The sequence below is a fragment of the Streptobacillus canis genome (assembly GCF_009733925.1).
GTDB classification, from domain to species: Bacteria; Fusobacteriota; Fusobacteriia; order Fusobacteriales; family Leptotrichiaceae; genus Streptobacillus; species Streptobacillus canis.
Window position 1 is genome coordinate 22,770 of sequence record NZ_WOEI01000001.1, and the last position, 18,056, is coordinate 40,825.

The window sequence follows — 18,056 nt, forward strand, 5'->3', positions numbered from 1 at the left end:
TAGTGGAAATAATTCTTAATGAATATGGTTCGAAGATTAGAATAAAAGATAAAATGTTTTTAGTTGAGAATCAAGATAAATCAAAAAGTTTTTCACCCTATAAAGTTGATAGGATAATGATATCATCAAAAAGTAGTATTTCTGGTGAAGTTGTTGATGTTTGTCATAAACATAATATCGATTTATTGTTTCTTGATGCATATAATTATCCTATTACTAGAATATGGAATAATAAGTTTGGTTCAATATCAACATTAAGAAAAAAGCAAATAGAATTCTTTAAAACTGGTAACTCATTAAATCTAGTAAAAGAATGGCACATAGAAAAAATAAAAAAATCTATTACTTTATTTAAAGGAGATAAAAATTTAGTAAATGAAATGGAATTAATTCAAAATAAAATAAAAAAATTATCAATTGAAAATGATCTTATTGAATTTAGAAATAAACTTTTTTCTTTAGAAGGACAGGCGTCTAAATTGTTTTTTCTTAAATATAATTCTACACTACCTTTAAAATACAGGGCTAAGGTTAGAGAAAAAAGAAAGACAAAAACAAAAATAAATGCAATGTTAAATTATGGATTTGGAATTTTATACAATCTATTAGAAAAATATATAATAATTGCAGGAATGGATCCAAGTTATGGAATAATACATATAAATAATTATGGTAAAGTTCCTTTTGTGTATGATTTAATAGAAAAGTACAGATATCTAATCTATAAGATGGTTAAAGAAATAGTTGAATTTACTGAATACCAAGAAGACGATTTTTCAATCGTAGAAAATAAACTTAAACTAAGTGATAAAGTAAGGAAAGATATTGCTGAATATTTTAGAAAAAATTTTGAAAAAGAAATTTTAGAAATGAAAAAATATGTTAAATCATTAGCTATGCATATCTTAAAAAATGAGTAAGGAGGCTATTAAGATAAATTTATTGATAGGATATGATATTAGCGATGATAAAATAAGAGCTAAAGTGTTTAAGGAATTAAAATATTTTGGATTAATAAATATACAGTATTCGGTTTTCTATGGAGAAGACATAAGTAAAAATATTTTTAATCTAATTAAGATAATGTTTACAAAATTAGAAATTGAAAATTATTTTATTGCAAAAGTGGAGTCAAAAAATATAGAGGGTATACCTCTTTTAGAAGAAGTAGTTATTATGTAATTGAAAGGAGAAAAGTATGAAAAAAATGCGAGCTTTAGTTCAACTAGAGTACATTGAAAGAATTGCTAATGATTTAGAATCTTTTGAGATAAAAAAAAATACATTAGCGAATATATGGATAAAATACTATTCAGACAAAGAGTTATCAAGAATAGAAAAAAATAAAAAAGATAAAAAAATGTTTCAATTTAATTTATGGAAAGAAAATGAAGAAAATTATTTTGAAATATTGACTAAACATAAAGAAAATTCTGACGCTGAATACATTAGAAATCTAATTAATACTTATTTTATAAATCCTAAATATAAAAGAGAACAAATAATATTCTATGATGAAGTAGAGAAGATCAACAAAGCAATAGAAAGAAAGAAAAAATTAGAAATAGAATTTTCAGGAGAAAAAATCCATGTTACACCATATGCAATAAAAGTTGATAGAAGTGAAAATTTTAATATTGTATTTTTGTATAATGAAGAAAAAGAAAAATATATGTTCATTGAATTAAAAAAAATGAAAAATATAGTAATACTAGATATTGCTGGAATATATAAAGATAAAGCGTTCATTAAAAAAAATTCAGAAATATTCTTTTATGAAGAACAATTTGAAGGAATAAATTTACAAACTAGATTACCTATAGAAGGAATAGAAAAAGCTACAAGTAATGTGGTTGATGGAATTAAGAGTGATAAAATTAATACTAAATTGGAAATAGAATTTTTTCCTAAATATAATATAAAAAAAGAAGATTATTTTTATACATTTTTAGATAAAAAAAGAGAAGAGGTGATTTAAAATGAATATGATAACTTTAGAAATAAAAAATATTGAAAAAGAAATAGATTTGTTATCAGAAAAATTAACAAGTAATAAAAATAAAGTTAGAGAAATTAGTAGAAAAATTACTGGAAAAATAAGTGAGATTTCAGAAAAAATTGAGATGCAAAACGATATTATTAAAATTGAGAAAGAAAAAATAAGCGTTTCAAATCATGCTATTTTAAGATATCTAGAAAGAGTTATTGGTTTAGATACAGAAGAGATAAAAAATTCATTAATAAATGAAAGTTTGTTAAAAAAATTTCAGGAATCTGGTGATGGTGAATATATATTAGAGATACCTAATATGAAATTAAATATAAAAAATGGAACAATAATTAAAATAGAGGAGGTGTAAAAAATTTGGAAGATAAATTAAAAAAGTTAATAACTGAAGAAAAGAAATTAAGAGAAGAATTAGAATTACTTAAAAATGAACAAAGAATTTTATCAAGAGAAATTAGTAGATATATACAGATGATAAAAGAAAAGAAAGAGTGTTTAAAAAAATTAAAAGAAAAAAATAGTTTGAAGATTTCTGATGGAGCAATTTTAACTTATTTAGAAAAAATAATTAAATTGAATTTATCTGAAATTAAAAGTAATATATTAAATGAAAAAGTTAGAAACTGGATAAATGTTACAGGAGATGGTCTTTATCCATTAGAAAATTCAAATCATAAATTATTAGTAAAAAACAATAAAATTATTACAGTATTACCAAATAATGAGTAGGAGGTTAGATAAACTATGCAAAAAGAATTGCAATCAAATTTAATTAAAAATGCAAGTTATAGATCGATGCAAGATAGTGAATTGAATTTTGATTATAGTAGAGAAGTGATACATATTCATGATAAAGAATATTTTAATGTATCGTATAATTGTTTAGGTATATCATTGAAAAATATAATAAATGATATAGAAGATTTTGATTATGCCTTAACGAAAATTGAGATATTTATTACAGAATTATGTAATGAACAGTCTGGTGGGATAGGAATAATTAATATAGATGAAGATTTAAAAAAATTTGCACAAAAAAATGAAAAAGAAATATTAGTAAAAAATTTTAGAAACTTCTTCGAAAAATTAAATGCTAATCTTAGAAAAGGTATCGAGAATGCATATGTAACTTTTAACTTGGGACAAGATATTAGTGAAGAAGGTAGAATTATTACAAAATGTATTTTAGAAGCACTTAGATTAGGTAGTAGAGATAAAGGGAGACAATTTATATTCCCAAATGTTGTCTTTAAATATAAAAAAGGTGTTAATGAAGACTTATTTTCATTAGCTACAGAAGTAACAGCTGTGAGAATGAATCCAACTTATTTAAATTTAGATTCAGAATTATTGAGAGATTATAACCCTTTAGAAATAGGAATAATGGGATGCAGAACTTTAGTTACTAAAAATATTAATGGTAAATCTGGATCTTTAAATAGAGGTAATGTACAAGCAATATCTTTAAATTTACCAAAAATTGCAACAATTTCGAAAAATTTTGATAATTTTATTGAAAATTTAGAGATATATATGAATGAAACAATGGAAATTTTAAAGAAGAAACATGATGTTTTATCAGAAATGGATAAAAATAATTTTGGTATTTTAACTAAGTATAATTTGTATGTAGATTCAGATAAAGAGTTGAGAAAAATGTTTTCTAATGGGACTTATTCTATTGGATTTATTGGGATATGGGAGACGCTAGCCTATTTATTTAAAAAAGAAATTTCAAAGGAATTTGTAAAAGATAATATTGAAAAAGCACTTGAAATAATAAAGTTTATGAGAAATAAAACAGATTATTTTTCAAATGTATACGGATTAAATGTTTCACTATTAGCATCTGCTGGAGAAGGAATTTGTAAAAAATTTGCAATTGATGATCCAAATTATGAATATTATACTAATTCTTTTCATGTACCTGTTTATTTAGAAATTAATATTAAAAATAAAATTGAAATAGAATCTAAATTTGTTAAATATTGTAATGGAGGTAATATAACATATGTTGAATTTCCGCATCCAATGAAAGAAAACCCCAAAACTATATCTTGTGCTGTTTTAGGTGCTTTTGAATATGATATTACTTATTTTGGGATAAATTTTAAATTAGATGTGTGTAATGAATGTAATAGTGAAGGTGTATTTGATCAGGAATGTCCATTTTGTTCTTCTACAAATATAGATAGATATAGAAGAGTATCAGGATATATTTCTTTAAAACAAAATCTCTCAATTGGAAAAGCAGCAGAAGAAAAAATAAGAAAGAGTAATTTGATATTAGAAACAGGTGATTAGTTTTTTAAAAATTATTGAAAAAATTATAAAGATTAAGGATATAAAAATGATGTGTATAGATTGTGTTGTAAAAACTACTGAAATTCAAAAATTATACTTAAATACATTTTTGAACGAAGGTAGTTTTTTCTTTTGAAAAAATAAAAATGATTTTTGTTTTATCAAAAATTTCTTGTTTTTTCAAAAAAAATGTGATAGAGTTAAAGTAAATACATTGCTCTCAAACAGTAAGTGTACGAATGCTATTCCAATATAATAAGGATTGAAACACTTGTTTTAAAAATGGTTTAAGTATTTTTAATGATGTACGAATGCTATTCCAATATAATAAGGATTGAAACACCCTCATGAAAGAGTTTTCGAAAATTAAAAGAGCGTACGAATGCTATTCCAATATAATAAGGATTGAAACAAAACTCCTGCTAATTTTTTAGTAAAGGAAATATGTACGAATGCTATTCCAATATAATAAGGATTGAAACTGCTATTCCTTGCCCTTCTTTGAATGTATATGAGTAAGTACGAATGCTATTCCAATATAATAAGGATTTTTTATTTGGTTGTTCTTTTTTTGAAAAATTAATAAGAGAAGATTGATGAAAAAACATAATAAAATCATAGTTTAAATTTTGTTAGGACTGTGATTTTTTTTAATTATTGTTCCTTTTTTAAATTAAAAAATAATGATAGTATATATGTATAAATAAAGAAGGAAAGTGAAAAAATATGAAGATATTAGATTTGAAAAAAGAAGAAAAAGAAGATTTGAAATCTTTGTTAAAAAAAATAATATTAAAAAAAGAAATAGAATTTGATTGGTTGGATCTAAGTAATAGATATAATAAAATCAATGATTTAAATGAAAATGAAGAAGAATTTTTAGAAATTTCATGCTATAACGATTATTTAAATTCTGACTGTATTTATGAAACAAATATATATATTAATGATAATCAACTTTTTATTGAACATAAAGGGAAAAAATATATATTTGATGATTCTGATACAATTAAAGAAGCGTTATTATCGATTGAAGATGCATTAGATTTTGTTATAAAACATGAAGATGAAAAAAGCAATACAATAAAACAATTCTTTGGATAAAAATATAATGTATTTAAATTATAGATAATTAAGTTGTAGAAATAATTTATTGTTACAAAAACTTTTATAGTAATAGAACAGTTATTGTTGCTTAAATTATTAGAAATCATTTTTTTATTACATTAATATTTGCATAAGATATATTGTGATATATTTAATAGGAGGTGAAATATATGTTATTAGATAGAATTTATGTAATGGGACCAGATGATGAACCATCATATGATGAAGATTTAAACCCGAATTGGGGAGGATGGCCAAGATAGTTATGTATTTGATTTTGATTATATAATTTAGTTTAATAAAATAATTGTAAAAATAGGTGTCAGAAATATACCGAAAAACTTTGTGTTTGCTTTTATTAAAGTTTGTAGGTACATTTTTATGTTTATAATATAATGAATATTTTAAAAAAAATGGATAAAGAGTAAAAAAATTCGGTTAGATTTTGTTGACTACAATATTAATTTAATGTAAGATAAATCAACGGATAACGATTACATAGAAAATGAGGTGTATAATGGATTTGAATATATTTGATTGGGAAAGAATTTCAAATATATATCTTGAGATGGAAGATGAAACAATATTAGAAGAAATTGATATAATTGATGAATATGACATTAGTTATAGATATGATTCCTTATTAACGGATATATTATTAAATGAAAGTGGAAATTTAGAAATATTTGTTGATAATAAGCTTGTTTTTATTGCACGTAAAAATGATGATATTAAGTCTATGATATCAGATATTGAAAAGCTTATTAGTAAAATAAAAAATTATGTAGGAGATGACTACTCTATATATAAAAATTCAAGATATGAAGTAAAAAGAACAAGAATAGATTGGATAAGTATATCAAAAAATTATTATAATGAAGAAGATGAAACGATATTAGAAGCTCTAGATTTATTATATATGAATGATGTAAAATATTATAATAATTCATTATTAACAGATGTCATTAAAAATGAATTTGGTGCTCTTGAAATATATATAGATTATAAATTAAAGTATGTTATCAATAGCAAAAAAGATAGAGAAAAAATGATAGATGATTTAATTAAAGTTTATTGTAAGTTTGGTAATAGGCAAAATTATCGTAAATTTGATTTAAATATTGAAAAAGAAGATTTAAGAAATGTTGAATCAATAATTTTTGGTAATATTAGTAATGCGAGTACTATATATGGGATGGATAAATTTAATACACCAAGAGGACATGGATTTGCAGCAGAGCAAGCTAATCATTTATATGATAAGATAAATAATTTTGACTTCTTTGGTGGAAATGAAGTTCAATTAGTGGGAGAAGATATAGATCCAGAAACTAATAGAATAATAAAAAATGGTGCAGATAGAATAGTAAATGGAGTAAATATTCAAACAAAATATTGTAAAACTGGAAGTGAATGTATTTCAGAATGTTTCAGTGATGGTAAATTTAGATATATTGCAAATGATGGAAGTATAATGAAGATAGAAGTACCATCTGATAAATATGATGATGCAATATTTGCAATGGAAGAAAGAATTAAAAAGGGACAAATACCTAATGTAACTGATCCTAAAGAAGCAAAAAATATTATAAAAAAAGGAAGTATTACTTATCAACAAGCTAAAAATATTGCAAAGGCAGGAACTATTGATTCAATAAAATTTGATGCAACTAATGGAGCTATTATATCAACGACAGTTTTTGGTATTAGTGCAACAGTTGAATTTGCAAGATCAATTTGGGCTGGAAATGACCTTAAAACTTCATTACAAATTTCAGCTTTAACTGGTATTAGAGTAGGAGGCGTAACTTTCATAACTAGTGTACTTTCAGCACAACTTGCAAGAGCAGGATTAAATAGTGCACTAGTTTCTAGTTCTGAAGCAGTAGTTGCAACTATAGGACCAAAAGGAGCAGCTTTAATTAGTAATGCATTTAGGACAGGTAGCAATATTTATGGTGTAGCGGCTATGAAAAGTGCTGCAAAAATGTTAAGAAGTAATACTATTACAGGAGCGGTATCAGTTGTAATTTTATCAGCTGGAGATTTTTATAGAATATTTAGTGGTAAAATATCAGGAAAACAGCTGTTTAAAAATCTGATAAATAATACAAGTTCTGTTGGTGGAGGGATATTAGGATATTTAGGAGGAGCAGCAGTAGTAGGTGCAGCAGGGATTGCAAGTGGTGGTATAACTATTGTAGGTGGATTAATAGGTACAGCAGTAGGTTCTTTTATTAGTGGTAAAGTTTCTAAGAAAATTACTGATTATATAATTGAAGATGATGTAGTAATGTTAGTTGAAATTATACAAAAAGAATTAGAGAAGTTATCTGATGAATATCTAATAAATAAAATAGAATTTGAGAAAATTGTTAATAGATTATCGGAGGTTTTAACGCAAGCTTTTTTATATGAAATGTATAAATCTAAGAGAAAAGAAGTTTTTGCTAGAACTATATTAATTGATATTATAGAAGATGAAATTATGAAAAGAAAAAAAATATATAATATTTCTGAAGAGGATTATATTCAAGAATTAAGATATATTTTAGAAAACACAATAGAAGATTAACTTTATTTCTTTTATATAAATAATAGTAAGATATAATTTTAAATAAAAATACAGGAGTTGAATAAATTGAAAAAAAAATTAAATGAGCTTGAATATACACTTAAATTATTAGATGATTATGATCATCAATGTATTGAAAAAACAACAAATAATACTCTGGAAAAATATAAGATTAGTTATGAAGATGTTCTTAAAATAATAAATAGTATGAATTTTAGTGAAAGTTCAAATGTTTTTGGAGTGGAAAAAGAAAAAGGTATAGTTCAGGGTATATTAAATAATATATACCAAAGTAGTTTTGGAATAGAAATATATGAAAGTGTAGAAGAAAAAGCAGCTAATTTACTTTATTTTTTAATAAAAGATCATCCTTTTGTAGATGGATGTAAACGTATTGCTACAGCAGTATTTATTTATTACTTATCAATGAATAATATTGAGGAAATAGATAAAAAAATGTTAGTTCCATTAGTTCTTTTGATAGCCCATTCATCAAATTTTGAAAAAGAATTAATGATAAATTTAATTTTAAAAATGATAAAATAATTAGGGAGGGGAAATATGGGATATATAATTAATGAGAGTAATTATGATATTATTGAATTAAATGATGAAAAAAATGTAGAAATATTTTGTAGATATGAAAATGCGAAATATGCAATAGAATTTATAAATAAATATGATATAAATTGTGATGTAATAATACTGATGAGTTATGAAAAAGAATATAGTAAGGAGGAAAAAGAAAATATAAAAAAATTAAAAAAAATATCTAAAAATTATAAGGAAGTTGTAGATAAAATGGAAAATTTACCTTTTTTAATTTTTAAAATTATGATATTAATATTTCTTTTTTTCATAATTTTTATTTTAATTACTGATATAATTTTTGAGTATTATAATGTATATACTAAAATAGCTTTGTTTATGTTAGAAAAATAAAATATACTTTTCACTATTATTGATTTATTTTTGAAATTATTGTAAAATAAAATTGTAATAATTACAAAAATAAAATGAATTTAGAGGAGGGAATGTTATGGCATTAATTGGTAAAAAGCTACCAGAATTTTCAGTAAAAGCATTTAGAAAGGGTGAAAAAGATTTCTTAACAGTTACAGATAAAGATATTTTAGGAAAATGGTCAGTATTTGTATTTTATCCAGCAGATTTTACTTTTGTATGTCCTACAGAATTAGAAGATTTACAAGATAACTATGAAGCTTTTAAACAAGAAGGATGTGAAATATATTCTGTTTCATGTGATACACACTTTGTTCATAAAGCATGGAGTGATCATTCAGACAAAATATCTAAAGTAGAATACACTATGCTTGCAGATCCAACTGGATTTTTAGCTAGATTTTTTGATGTTATGATAGAAGAAGAAGGGATGGCTTTAAGAGGAAGCTTTGTAGTAAATCCAGAAGGTATAATTAAAGCGTTTGAAATACATGATAACGGTATAGGAAGAGAAGCAAAAGAATTATTAAGAAAAGTTCAAGGTGCAAAATTTGTTGAAGAACATGGAGAAGTTTGTCCTGCAAAATGGAAACCTGGAGATGAAACTTTAATTCCAAGTATTGATTTAGTTGGAGAACTTTAAGATATATAAAAGGGATATTTTTTAATATCCCTCTTTTTTGAAAGGATAATTATGAAAAAAATTTATGATTTAATAATAATAGGAAGTGGGCCAGCAGGACTTAGTGCAGGAATATATGCAGGTCGTTCAAAACTTGATGTACTAATTTTAGAAAAAGATAATAAAGGTGGACAAATAGCTATAACTGATGAAATAGTTAACTATCCAGGTATAGCGAAAAGTACTGGTGCTAAGTTAATGAAAGATATGAGAGAACAGGCTATTTCTTTTGGTGTTAATTTTGTTACTGAAGAAGTTATGGATATGAATTTTAGTGAAGATATTAAAGTAGTTAAAACACTAAATAATGAATATGAAGCATTATCGGTTGTTATTGCAACAGGTGCAGCGCCAAGAAAACTTGGATTTAAAGGTGAAGAAGAATTTACAGGAAGAGGAGTAGCATATTGTGCAACTTGTGATGGAGAATTTTTTACAGGACTTGATATTTATGTTATAGGAGCAGGATTTGCTGCAGCAGAAGAAGCTATGTTTTTAACTAAATATGGTAAGAGTGTAACGATTATTGCAAGAGAACCAGAATTTACTTGTGCTAAATCTATAGCGGATAAAGTAAAAGCTCATCCAAAGATTAATATTAAATTCAATACAGAATTACTAGAATTAATTGGAGATACTAAACCAAGAAAAGCTATATTTAAGAATAATATTACTGGAGAAATAACAGAACTTAATACAGACAAAACATTTGGAGTATTTGTTTTTGTTGGATATGCCCCTATATCAGATATATTTAAGGGACATGTAGAAATTGATAAAAATGGCTTTATACCAACAAATGAATTATTAGAAACTAATATTAGAGGTATTTATGCTGCAGGTGATATTAGACCTAAAAGTTTAAGACAAGTAGTTACAGCAGTAGCAGATGGTGCTATAGCTTCTACAAGTATTGAAAAATATGTATATGAATTAAGAGAACATTTAGGATTGCAAAAAAAAGAAGAAAATGTTGTTGAAACTGTAATAGAGAAAAAAGTATTCTTAGATGAGAATTTAAAAGCTCAACTTAGTGCAGTTGCTTCAAAATTTAGTAATAGTATAGAACTTGTATATGTTGGAGATGGAAGTCATTTTGAAAATAATGATATATTAAATGCAGTAACTGATATTGCAAATTGTTCAGATAAAATTAAACTTACGATATTAAATAAAGGAGATAATCCTGAAGTAGAAGCTAAAATTAAACTTGAAAAAACACCAACTATAGCTATTTTAGATAAATCAGGAGAATTTTCAGGGATTAAATATTCTACTATACCTGGGGGTCATGAGTTAAATTCATTTATTTTAGGTATGTATAATGTTGCAGGACCTGGTCAACCTTTAACACAAGATAGAATTGATAATATTAATAAAGTTGATAAGAAAGTAAGTATTAAAGTTGGTATATCACTTTCATGTACTAAATGTCCAAAAGTAGTGCAATCTACACAAAAAATTGCTACAATTAATAATAATATTGATGTAGAAGTGATAAATATATTCTCATTTCCAGAGTTTAAAGATAAATACAATATTATGAGTGTACCAGCTATGATAATTGAAGATAAAGTATATTTTGGAGAAAAAGGAATAGAAGAAATTATAGAGGTAATTAAATAGGCAGCCAATTAGCTGCCTTTATTAATCATGAATCATTTTATCTATTAGAATGTCAAAGAACTTTAGAAATTCCTCTATAGGTTCTTGATTTCTCATTCTTTTTAGTTTTAAGCAAGTTCCTTCGAGATTATTAACTAGAAGATACGTATAATAATCTATAAATTCTGATTTATACTTATTATGCACTATACTTAAAGTTTCTAAAAAGAAATATATTCTACTTTCAATTTGAAAATAGGCGTCTACAATTTTGTTATTAATTTCATCACTTAAATTTGATAGCTCTGAATTTAAATTACCTAGAGGTGATCCACCATAAAATTTTTTAGTTTTATAATATAATAGGTTATTATCAAATAGTAAGTTATTTTCTTTTTTTATAACTTTTTCTTCTTCTTCATTAATATTATCTTCAATTTCTATAATTGCAATATTATTTAAAAATATAGAGAAAAATGATTTTAGTTTATATATAGATAAATCATCGACTGTTTTTTCAAATAGTTCTAGTATATTATCTCTATGATATTCTATTACATGTAAAAGTAGATCATCTTTACTTTTAAAATAGTAATAAAATGAGCCTTTTGGTATATTACAAACATCTAAAATATCTTGTACACCAGTATTTACATAACCTTTTTTAAAAAAAAGATTTGCACTTTGTACAATTACATTTTGTTTTTTTTCCTTCAGTGTTTTTTTCTTTTCCATTTTATTCACCTCAAGTATAGTTTAATATTAAAAAGTATTAAAGTCAATAGTTAATACGACATTTTGGTCTAAAATAGAATAATTTCCAAAATCTATATGATATTTATTAGGTATTTTTTTTGAAAAAGAGCCATGTATTTCTTTTGCTCCTAAGTTTTTAAATAAATGGATGTTATCTTTATTTATACCACAACCTATGATAATAGGAAATTTTTGTTCTATTGCTTTTTTAATATTTTCTATGCCTAAGGTAGCATTTGTTGCAGCACCAGAAGTTAATATTCTTGTGATACCAAGTTTGGTTAATAATTTTAAATTATTTTGATAGTCATTACTCACATCTATTGCTCTATGAAATATAGCTTCTTTGTTAAAGTTTTTAGCAAGCTCTATAAATTCTTTAGTTTTTTCAATATCAATGGATCTATCTTCATTTAAAAAACCAAATACTATTCCTTTAATATTCATTTTTAAAAAATTAATTGCATCTTCTTTCATAATCTGATACTCCTCAATAGTGTATGTAAAACTCCCTTCTCTAGGTCTAATCATTACAATTATGTCTTTAGATGATATTTCTAATGCTCTTTTAACCAATGCATATGAAGGAGTTAGACCACCAGTGCTTAAACCTTGATTTAGTTCTATTCTATCTATATTCATTTTTTCAGCTATAATAATATCTTCTATATTACCTGCACATATTTCTATTTTCATTTTATACCTCCATTTATATTATACCTTAAAATAAAAGATAAAAAAATAATTAATTTGCATTATTTTATATATATAAGGTATAATCTAATATATATATTTGGAGGTAAAAATTGAAAGAAAAAACAAAAGAATACATCTATCTTTCTATAATACCCTTTTCAATGTTAATTTATGCTTTTATTTTAAATAACCCTTTTGAAATATTTGATGGGATGATAAGAATAATTATGACGAATAATATATTAGTGTCAGATTATTTTTACATTGCAAATCGAGGTGCAGCATTTTTTAATGCAGGAATAATTTGTTTACTTAATATTTGGTTAATATATAAATATGATTTAAAAATAAACGGATTATTAATTGTATCGGTATTATTAATTTTATCTTTTGGTTTTATGGGTAAAAATATTTATAATATATTACCGTTTTATATTGGGTCATATTTTTATTCTAGATTTATAGGTAAAGAATTTAAAAGTATAGTTCCAATAGCAATGATGAGTACAACACTTGCTCCTATAGTATCAAGTTTAGGTTTTTTAGGAATAATATTAGGGATAATTATAGGATTTTTAATGCCTATAGTCACTAAGCATACTTTATTATATCATGGAGGTTATAATTTATATAATACAGGTTTTGCTGGTGGATTATTTGGTATAATAATTTATTCAATAGTATTGTCATTTGGAATTAAATTTGATATTAATAAAAATTATGTTAATACTTTTTATAATTCAACTTTTATTTATTTTTTTATCTTATACATATATATGTTATTTATTGGTTATATAAATGATAAAAAAATTCTTGAAAATGTCAAAAGTATACATACTCATACTGGTAGACTTGTAACAGATTTTGTACATAAAGAAGGATTTTATGCTTCTTTTTTTAACATGGGAACTATAGGATTAATTTGTCTTGTATTTTCAATATGTTTTAAGGTTTTTAATGGACCTGTAATATGTGGAATGTTAACAGTGGTTGCATTTGGTGGTTTTGGTAAACATACTAAAAACATTATTCCCATAATGTTTGGGGTAATATTTATGTATTTTATTACTAATACAAGAGTAGATTTAACAATACTTTTAATGACGGTATTTTTTTCAACTACACTTGCACCAATTGCAGGGAAATTTGGAATAATGTTAGGGATATTGGTAGGTATGCTACATTTTGCGGTTGCTACAAGAATTGGAACGATACATGGGGGTATGAATTTATATAATAACGGTCTTGCTGCTGGGATTATTTCCTCAATATATGTTCCAATAGTAGAAGAAATAAAAGGAGTGATAGATATTGTTAGAACAAGAAAAGATAATAATTAAGATGACAGATGAATTGCTCAAGTATTTTTTATCTAAAAAAGGATTAAAGATAAGAGTGGATATTGAAGATAAAGATAATTTTTTTCAAATTATAGCTAGTTCAAAAATGAAGATAACTCAAAAAGAATTAGAAGAAATACATTCAAAACTAGCTAATCATAAGGATAGAGAATATGATTTTTACTGGGAACTTATGGGAGAAGCTTTTGAAGAAGATGAACTAGAATTACTTTTTTTACTCGCAGATAATGTAGGTATATTCTATGAAAATAATGAACTAGTTTTTATTATAGAAATAAAAAAAGACAAATTGTCTAAAATATAGGAGGAAAAATGAAAATAACTATGGGTGGTAATCCAATTACATTAATTGGAAATGAAGTAAAGATTGGACAGATGGCGCCAAATTTTAAAGCTGTAAAAGGTGATATGAGTGAATTTAAGTTTTCAGATTATTTAGGGAAAAAAATAGTTTTAACTTCTTTCCCGTCTATTGATACAGGTATTTGTGCTATGCAGGCAACTAAATTTAACCATGAAATATCAAAATTTGAAGATACGGTTTTAATAACTGTTTCAAATGATTTACCATTTGCTTTAAGTAGATATTGTTCTGTAAATGGAATTGAAAATGCTATTACTATTTCAGATCATAAGGATGTTGACTTTGGAATGAAATATGGAATGTTAATAGAGGAATTAAGACTTTTAGCAAGAGCAGTATTTGTAATAGATAAAGAAGGTAAGATAGCATATATTGAAGTTTGCCAAGAGATTAAAAGTGAACCAGATTATGAGAAAGCATTATCTGTATTAAATACTTTATAAATAAAAACATCCTTTTCTTGAATTTTTCAAAAAAAGGATGTTTTTATTTATTGTATATTATTTCAATATAAAGTGTAATAAGAATATTATAAATAATACCCAAACAACTTTTCCAATTTCATTTTTCTTTTTAGTAAATAATTTTGATAATACATAAACTATAAATCCAGCTGCAATTCCATCAGCTATAGAGTATGATAATATCATAATGATAATAGTAGTAAATCCAGATGCTGCAGTAGAAAAATCATGCCAATCAACATTAGATAGTTGTGTTGCCATTAAAATACCTACAACTACTAAAGATGGTGCAACTATTGGTTCTAGGAATGCGCCATTTACTTCTATACTACCTATTACAGTTAAAAGAGGTGAAAATAAAGTTGAAAGTAAGAATAAGATTCCAACTACTATAGATGTTAAACCAGTTCTTCCGCCTACAGCAACTCCACTTGTAGATTCAATATAACTTGTTACATTTGAAGTTCCAAAGATTGAACCAACTATTGTTCCTATTGCATCAGAATAAAACATCTTATCCATATTGTACTCTTTGGTATTATCAGTATTAATTTTATTTGTAACAGCTATTAAAGTACCAGCTGTATCAAAAAAGTCAACAAATAACATAGTGAAAATAACGACTATAGTTTCTGGTTTTCTTAAAATAGATTTTAAACCTGTAATAAAGGCTCCAAAAGCAGAAGTATCAAAATCAAAACTTATAATTTGTGTAGGTGTGTTAGGCATTCCTGTAATTCCAATTTTATTTAATAAAACACCAACTAATGCAGTTATAAAAAGACCTATAAATATTGCAGATTTAAATTCTAAAGACATAAGTATAAGTGTTATAAATAAACCGAATAGAGCAAGTAGAACAGTTGGATTTTTGAAATTTCCAAGTGTTACTAAGGTTGCAGGACTTGCAACTATTATACCCATTTTAACCAAACCTATAAATGCTATAAAAAATCCTATTCCAGCACCTATAGATTGTTTTAAGCTTGCAGGAATAGATTCGATTATTAATTTTCTTAAACCTAATAAAGAAATAAGTAAAAAAATTATTCCTGATAAAAATACCATTGCTAAAGCCTCTTGCCAAGTGTATCCGTAAGTTAGTACAACAGTAAATGTAAAGAAGGCATTTAGTCCCATTCCTGGAGCAAGAGCAATAGGAGAATTAGAATAAAAGCCCATAAATAAACATGCTACAGCTGCGGATATTGCAGTTGCAATAAATACGGAATTTGCAGGAATACCAGCTATAGTAAGTATTCCAACATTTACACCTAAAATGTATGCCATTGTTAGAAAAGTTGTTATTCCGGCAATCACTTCAGTTTTAAAATTAGTTTCATAAATGTCAAATTTAAAAAAATTTTTCATAAAAAAAACTCCCTTCAATATTTTTAAATCGTATATACTAAAAATAAAAAAGAAAGTAAATATAAACTTCGTAGTCCTAGATTAAGGCTCTAGGGTAGAAACTTCCTTGCCATCCATAAGGAGATATACGATTTGTTATATTTTATCATAAAAAACTTTTTAAAAGCAAGTAGTAATTAAAATGAAAAACTCTTTACCTTAAAATTTAAAGTAAAGAGTTTTAAACTTCTTATTTAGTAATAAAATAAATTATAAATATTATAAATAATATCCAAATTATCTTTCCAATTTCATGTTTTTTATTAGTGAATACTTTAGATAAAACATAAACTATAAATCCAGCTGCAATACCATCTGCAATAGAATATGATAAAATCATTATAATTATAGTAAAGAAACCAGATGCTGCTGTTGAAAAATCATGCCAATCAACATTAGATAGTTGTGTTGCCATTAAAATACCTACAACTACTAAAGATGGTGCAACTACTGGCTCTAAAAATAATCCATTTACCTCTATCCTTGAAATAACAGTTAAAAGTGGTGAAAAAATTGTTGAAAGTAAGAATAAGATACCAACAACTACAGAAGTTAATCCTGTTCTACCACCTACAGCAACACCGCTTGATGATTCAATATAGCTTGTAACATTTGAAGTACCAAATATAGAACCAATAACTGTACCAATAGCATCAGAATAAAACATTTTATCCATATTATATATTTTTTTGCCATTATCATTTATTTTATTTGTTACTGCAATTAAAGTACCAGCTGTATCAAAAAAGTCAACAAATAACATAGTAAAAATAACTACTATAGTTTGTGGTTTAGTGAGTATAGATTTTAAACCTTCGATAAAGGCACCAAATGCTAAGGTTTCAAATTTAAAACTAACAATTTGTGTTGGAGTTGTAGGCATTCCTTCTACTCCTAATTTATTTAGGATGACACCGACTATTGCAGTTATAAAAAAACCTATGAATATTCCAGATTTTATTTCTAAACTCATTAAGATTATTGTGATAAATAATCCAAATAAAGCTAGTAATACAGTTGGATTTTTTAAATTTCCAAGAGTTACAAGCGTTGCAGGACTTGCAACAATTACACCCATTTTAACTAATCCGATAAAAGCAATGAAGAAACCTATTCCTGCTCCTATTGATTGTTTTAAACTTTCAGGTATAGATTCTACAATTAATTTTCTTAATCCAAGTAGAGAGATAGATAAAAATATTATTCCTGAAATAAAAACCATTGCTAAGCCTTCTTGCCATGTATAACCATAAGTTAATACTACAGTAAAAGTAAAAAAAGCTGTTAATCCAATTCCAGGGGCTAAGGCAATGGGCGAATTAGAATATATTCCCATAAAAATACAGGCTACAGCTGCAGATATTGCTGTTGCAATAAATGTAGATTGTGTTGGTATACCGGCAATACTAAGTATTCCAACAATTACTCCTAAAATATATGCCATTGTTAGAAAAGTTGTGATTCCGGCAATCACTTCAGTTTTAAAATTAGTTTCATAAATGTCAAATTTAAAAAAATTTTTCATAAAAAAACTCCCTTCTATATTTTTAAATCGTATATACTAAAAATAAAAAAGAAAGTAAATAAAATTTTCGTAGTCCTAGATTAAGGCTCTAGGGTAGAAACTTCCTTGCCATCCATAAGGAGATATACGATTTTAGATATAGTATCATAAAATAAAAAAAAAGTAAAATATAAATTTAAACTTGAAACTTATTTTGAAATCATTTATAATATATAATATAAACATAAATAAAATAT

At 24.9% G+C, this 18,056-nt stretch carries 19 protein-coding genes and 2 riboswitches; of the genes, 15 read left to right on the plus strand and 4 right to left on the minus strand.

Going from position 1 to position 18,056, the window contains the following annotated elements:
* Nucleotides 1-2 precede the first annotated feature (2 nt).
* From cas1 to GM111_RS00175, 12 genes are all read left to right on the plus strand, one after another.
* Nucleotides 3-920 (plus strand): CRISPR-associated endonuclease Cas1, encoded by a 918-nt coding sequence (cas1, locus tag GM111_RS00120; RefSeq protein WP_156298870.1) that lies wholly within the window; start codon nt 3-5, stop codon nt 918-920.
* Nucleotides 913-1,182, plus strand: a complete 270-nt coding sequence (cas2, locus tag GM111_RS00125; RefSeq protein WP_156298871.1) for a CRISPR-associated endonuclease Cas2 — start codon at nt 913-915, stop codon at nt 1,180-1,182. Before cas1 ends, cas2 begins: the two co-directional genes overlap by 8 nt.
* Nucleotides 1,183-1,198: 16 nt before the next feature.
* The gene (locus GM111_RS00130) at nt 1,199-1,978 is read left to right on the plus strand and encodes a hypothetical protein (protein WP_156298872.1); all 780 of its coding nucleotides are present in this window, start codon (nt 1,199-1,201) and stop codon (nt 1,976-1,978) included.
* 1 nt (nt 1,979) lies between these two features.
* Nucleotides 1,980-2,360, plus strand: coding sequence for a hypothetical protein (locus GM111_RS00135; protein WP_156298873.1), 381 nt, complete (start codon nt 1,980-1,982; stop codon nt 2,358-2,360).
* A gap of 5 nt (nt 2,361-2,365) precedes the next feature.
* The gene (locus GM111_RS00140) at nt 2,366-2,737 is read left to right on the plus strand and encodes a hypothetical protein (RefSeq protein WP_156298874.1); all 372 of its coding nucleotides are present in this window, start codon (nt 2,366-2,368) and stop codon (nt 2,735-2,737) included.
* A 15-nt stretch (nt 2,738-2,752) separates the two neighbouring features.
* Nucleotides 2,753-4,312, plus strand: coding sequence for an anaerobic ribonucleoside-triphosphate reductase (gene nrdD / locus GM111_RS00145; RefSeq protein ID WP_156298875.1), 1,560 nt, complete (start codon nt 2,753-2,755; stop codon nt 4,310-4,312).
* Nucleotides 4,313-5,038: 726 nt separating this feature from the next.
* Complete coding sequence (locus tag GM111_RS00150) at nt 5,039-5,416, plus strand: hypothetical protein (protein ID WP_156298876.1); 378 nt, start codon at nt 5,039-5,041, stop codon at nt 5,414-5,416.
* Between the two features lie 520 nt (nt 5,417-5,936).
* Nucleotides 5,937-7,994 carry a hypothetical protein gene (locus tag GM111_RS00155; RefSeq protein WP_156298877.1) on the plus strand — a complete coding sequence of 686 codons (2,058 nt, stop codon included), beginning with the start codon at nt 5,937-5,939 and terminating at the stop codon, nt 7,992-7,994.
* A 66-nt stretch (nt 7,995-8,060) separates the two neighbouring features.
* Complete coding sequence (locus GM111_RS00160; protein WP_156298878.1) at nt 8,061-8,540, plus strand: type II toxin-antitoxin system death-on-curing family toxin; 480 nt, start codon at nt 8,061-8,063, stop codon at nt 8,538-8,540.
* Nucleotides 8,541-8,555: 15 nt separating this feature from the next.
* Entirely contained in the window at nt 8,556-8,936 is a 381-nt protein-coding gene (locus GM111_RS00165) for a hypothetical protein (protein ID WP_156298879.1), read from the plus strand.
* Between the two features lie 97 nt (nt 8,937-9,033).
* Entirely contained in the window at nt 9,034-9,600 is a 567-nt protein-coding gene (gene ahpC, locus GM111_RS00170; protein WP_156298880.1) for an alkyl hydroperoxide reductase subunit C, read from the plus strand.
* A 51-nt stretch (nt 9,601-9,651) separates the two neighbouring features.
* A complete protein-coding gene (locus tag GM111_RS00175; protein ID WP_156298881.1) occupies nt 9,652-11,265 on the plus strand; it encodes an FAD-dependent oxidoreductase in 1,614 nt (537 codons plus the stop codon).
* Between the two features lie 21 nt (nt 11,266-11,286).
* On the opposite strand, the gene GM111_RS00180 is transcribed toward GM111_RS00175, so the two are convergent.
* Both GM111_RS00180 and GM111_RS00185 read right to left on the minus strand, forming a co-directional pair.
* Complete coding sequence (locus GM111_RS00180; RefSeq protein WP_156298882.1) at nt 11,287-11,979, minus strand: TetR/AcrR family transcriptional regulator; 693 nt, start codon at nt 11,977-11,979, stop codon at nt 11,287-11,289.
* 27 nt (nt 11,980-12,006) lie between these two features.
* Nucleotides 12,007-12,696 (minus strand): copper homeostasis protein CutC, encoded by a 690-nt coding sequence (locus tag GM111_RS00185; protein WP_156298883.1) that lies wholly within the window; start codon nt 12,694-12,696, stop codon nt 12,007-12,009.
* A 110-nt stretch (nt 12,697-12,806) separates the two neighbouring features.
* On the opposite strand from GM111_RS00185, the gene GM111_RS00190 reads away from it, so the two are divergent.
* Genes GM111_RS00190 through tpx form a run of 3 tightly spaced genes read left to right on the plus strand, consistent with a single transcriptional unit; the run spans nt 12,807 to nt 14,864 of the window.
* Nucleotides 12,807-14,036, plus strand: a complete 1,230-nt coding sequence (locus tag GM111_RS00190; RefSeq protein ID WP_156298884.1) for a DUF1576 domain-containing protein — start codon at nt 12,807-12,809, stop codon at nt 14,034-14,036.
* A complete protein-coding gene (locus GM111_RS00195; RefSeq protein ID WP_156298885.1) occupies nt 14,008-14,361 on the plus strand; it encodes a hypothetical protein in 354 nt (117 codons plus the stop codon). The genes GM111_RS00190 and GM111_RS00195 overlap by 29 nt, the downstream gene beginning before the upstream one ends.
* Nucleotides 14,362-14,369: 8 nt before the next feature.
* Nucleotides 14,370-14,864, plus strand: a complete 495-nt coding sequence (gene tpx, locus GM111_RS00200; RefSeq protein ID WP_156298886.1) for a thiol peroxidase — start codon at nt 14,370-14,372, stop codon at nt 14,862-14,864.
* 57 nt (nt 14,865-14,921) lie between these two features.
* Here tpx and GM111_RS00205 read toward each other — a convergent pair whose 3' ends face one another.
* Together GM111_RS00205 and GM111_RS00210 are read right to left on the minus strand one after the other, a co-directional pair.
* A complete protein-coding gene (locus tag GM111_RS00205) occupies nt 14,922-16,256 on the minus strand; it encodes an NCS2 family permease (RefSeq protein WP_156298887.1) in 1,335 nt (444 codons plus the stop codon).
* Between the two features lie 51 nt (nt 16,257-16,307).
* Nucleotides 16,308-16,407: riboswitch (purine riboswitch) on the minus strand.
* Nucleotides 16,408-16,485: 78 nt separating this feature from the next.
* The gene (locus GM111_RS00210) at nt 16,486-17,820 is read right to left on the minus strand and encodes an NCS2 family permease (protein ID WP_156298888.1); all 1,335 of its coding nucleotides are present in this window, start codon (nt 17,818-17,820) and stop codon (nt 16,486-16,488) included.
* 50 nt (nt 17,821-17,870) lie between these two features.
* Nucleotides 17,871-17,970, minus strand: a riboswitch (purine riboswitch).
* Nucleotides 17,971-18,056: the final 86 nt, after the last annotated feature.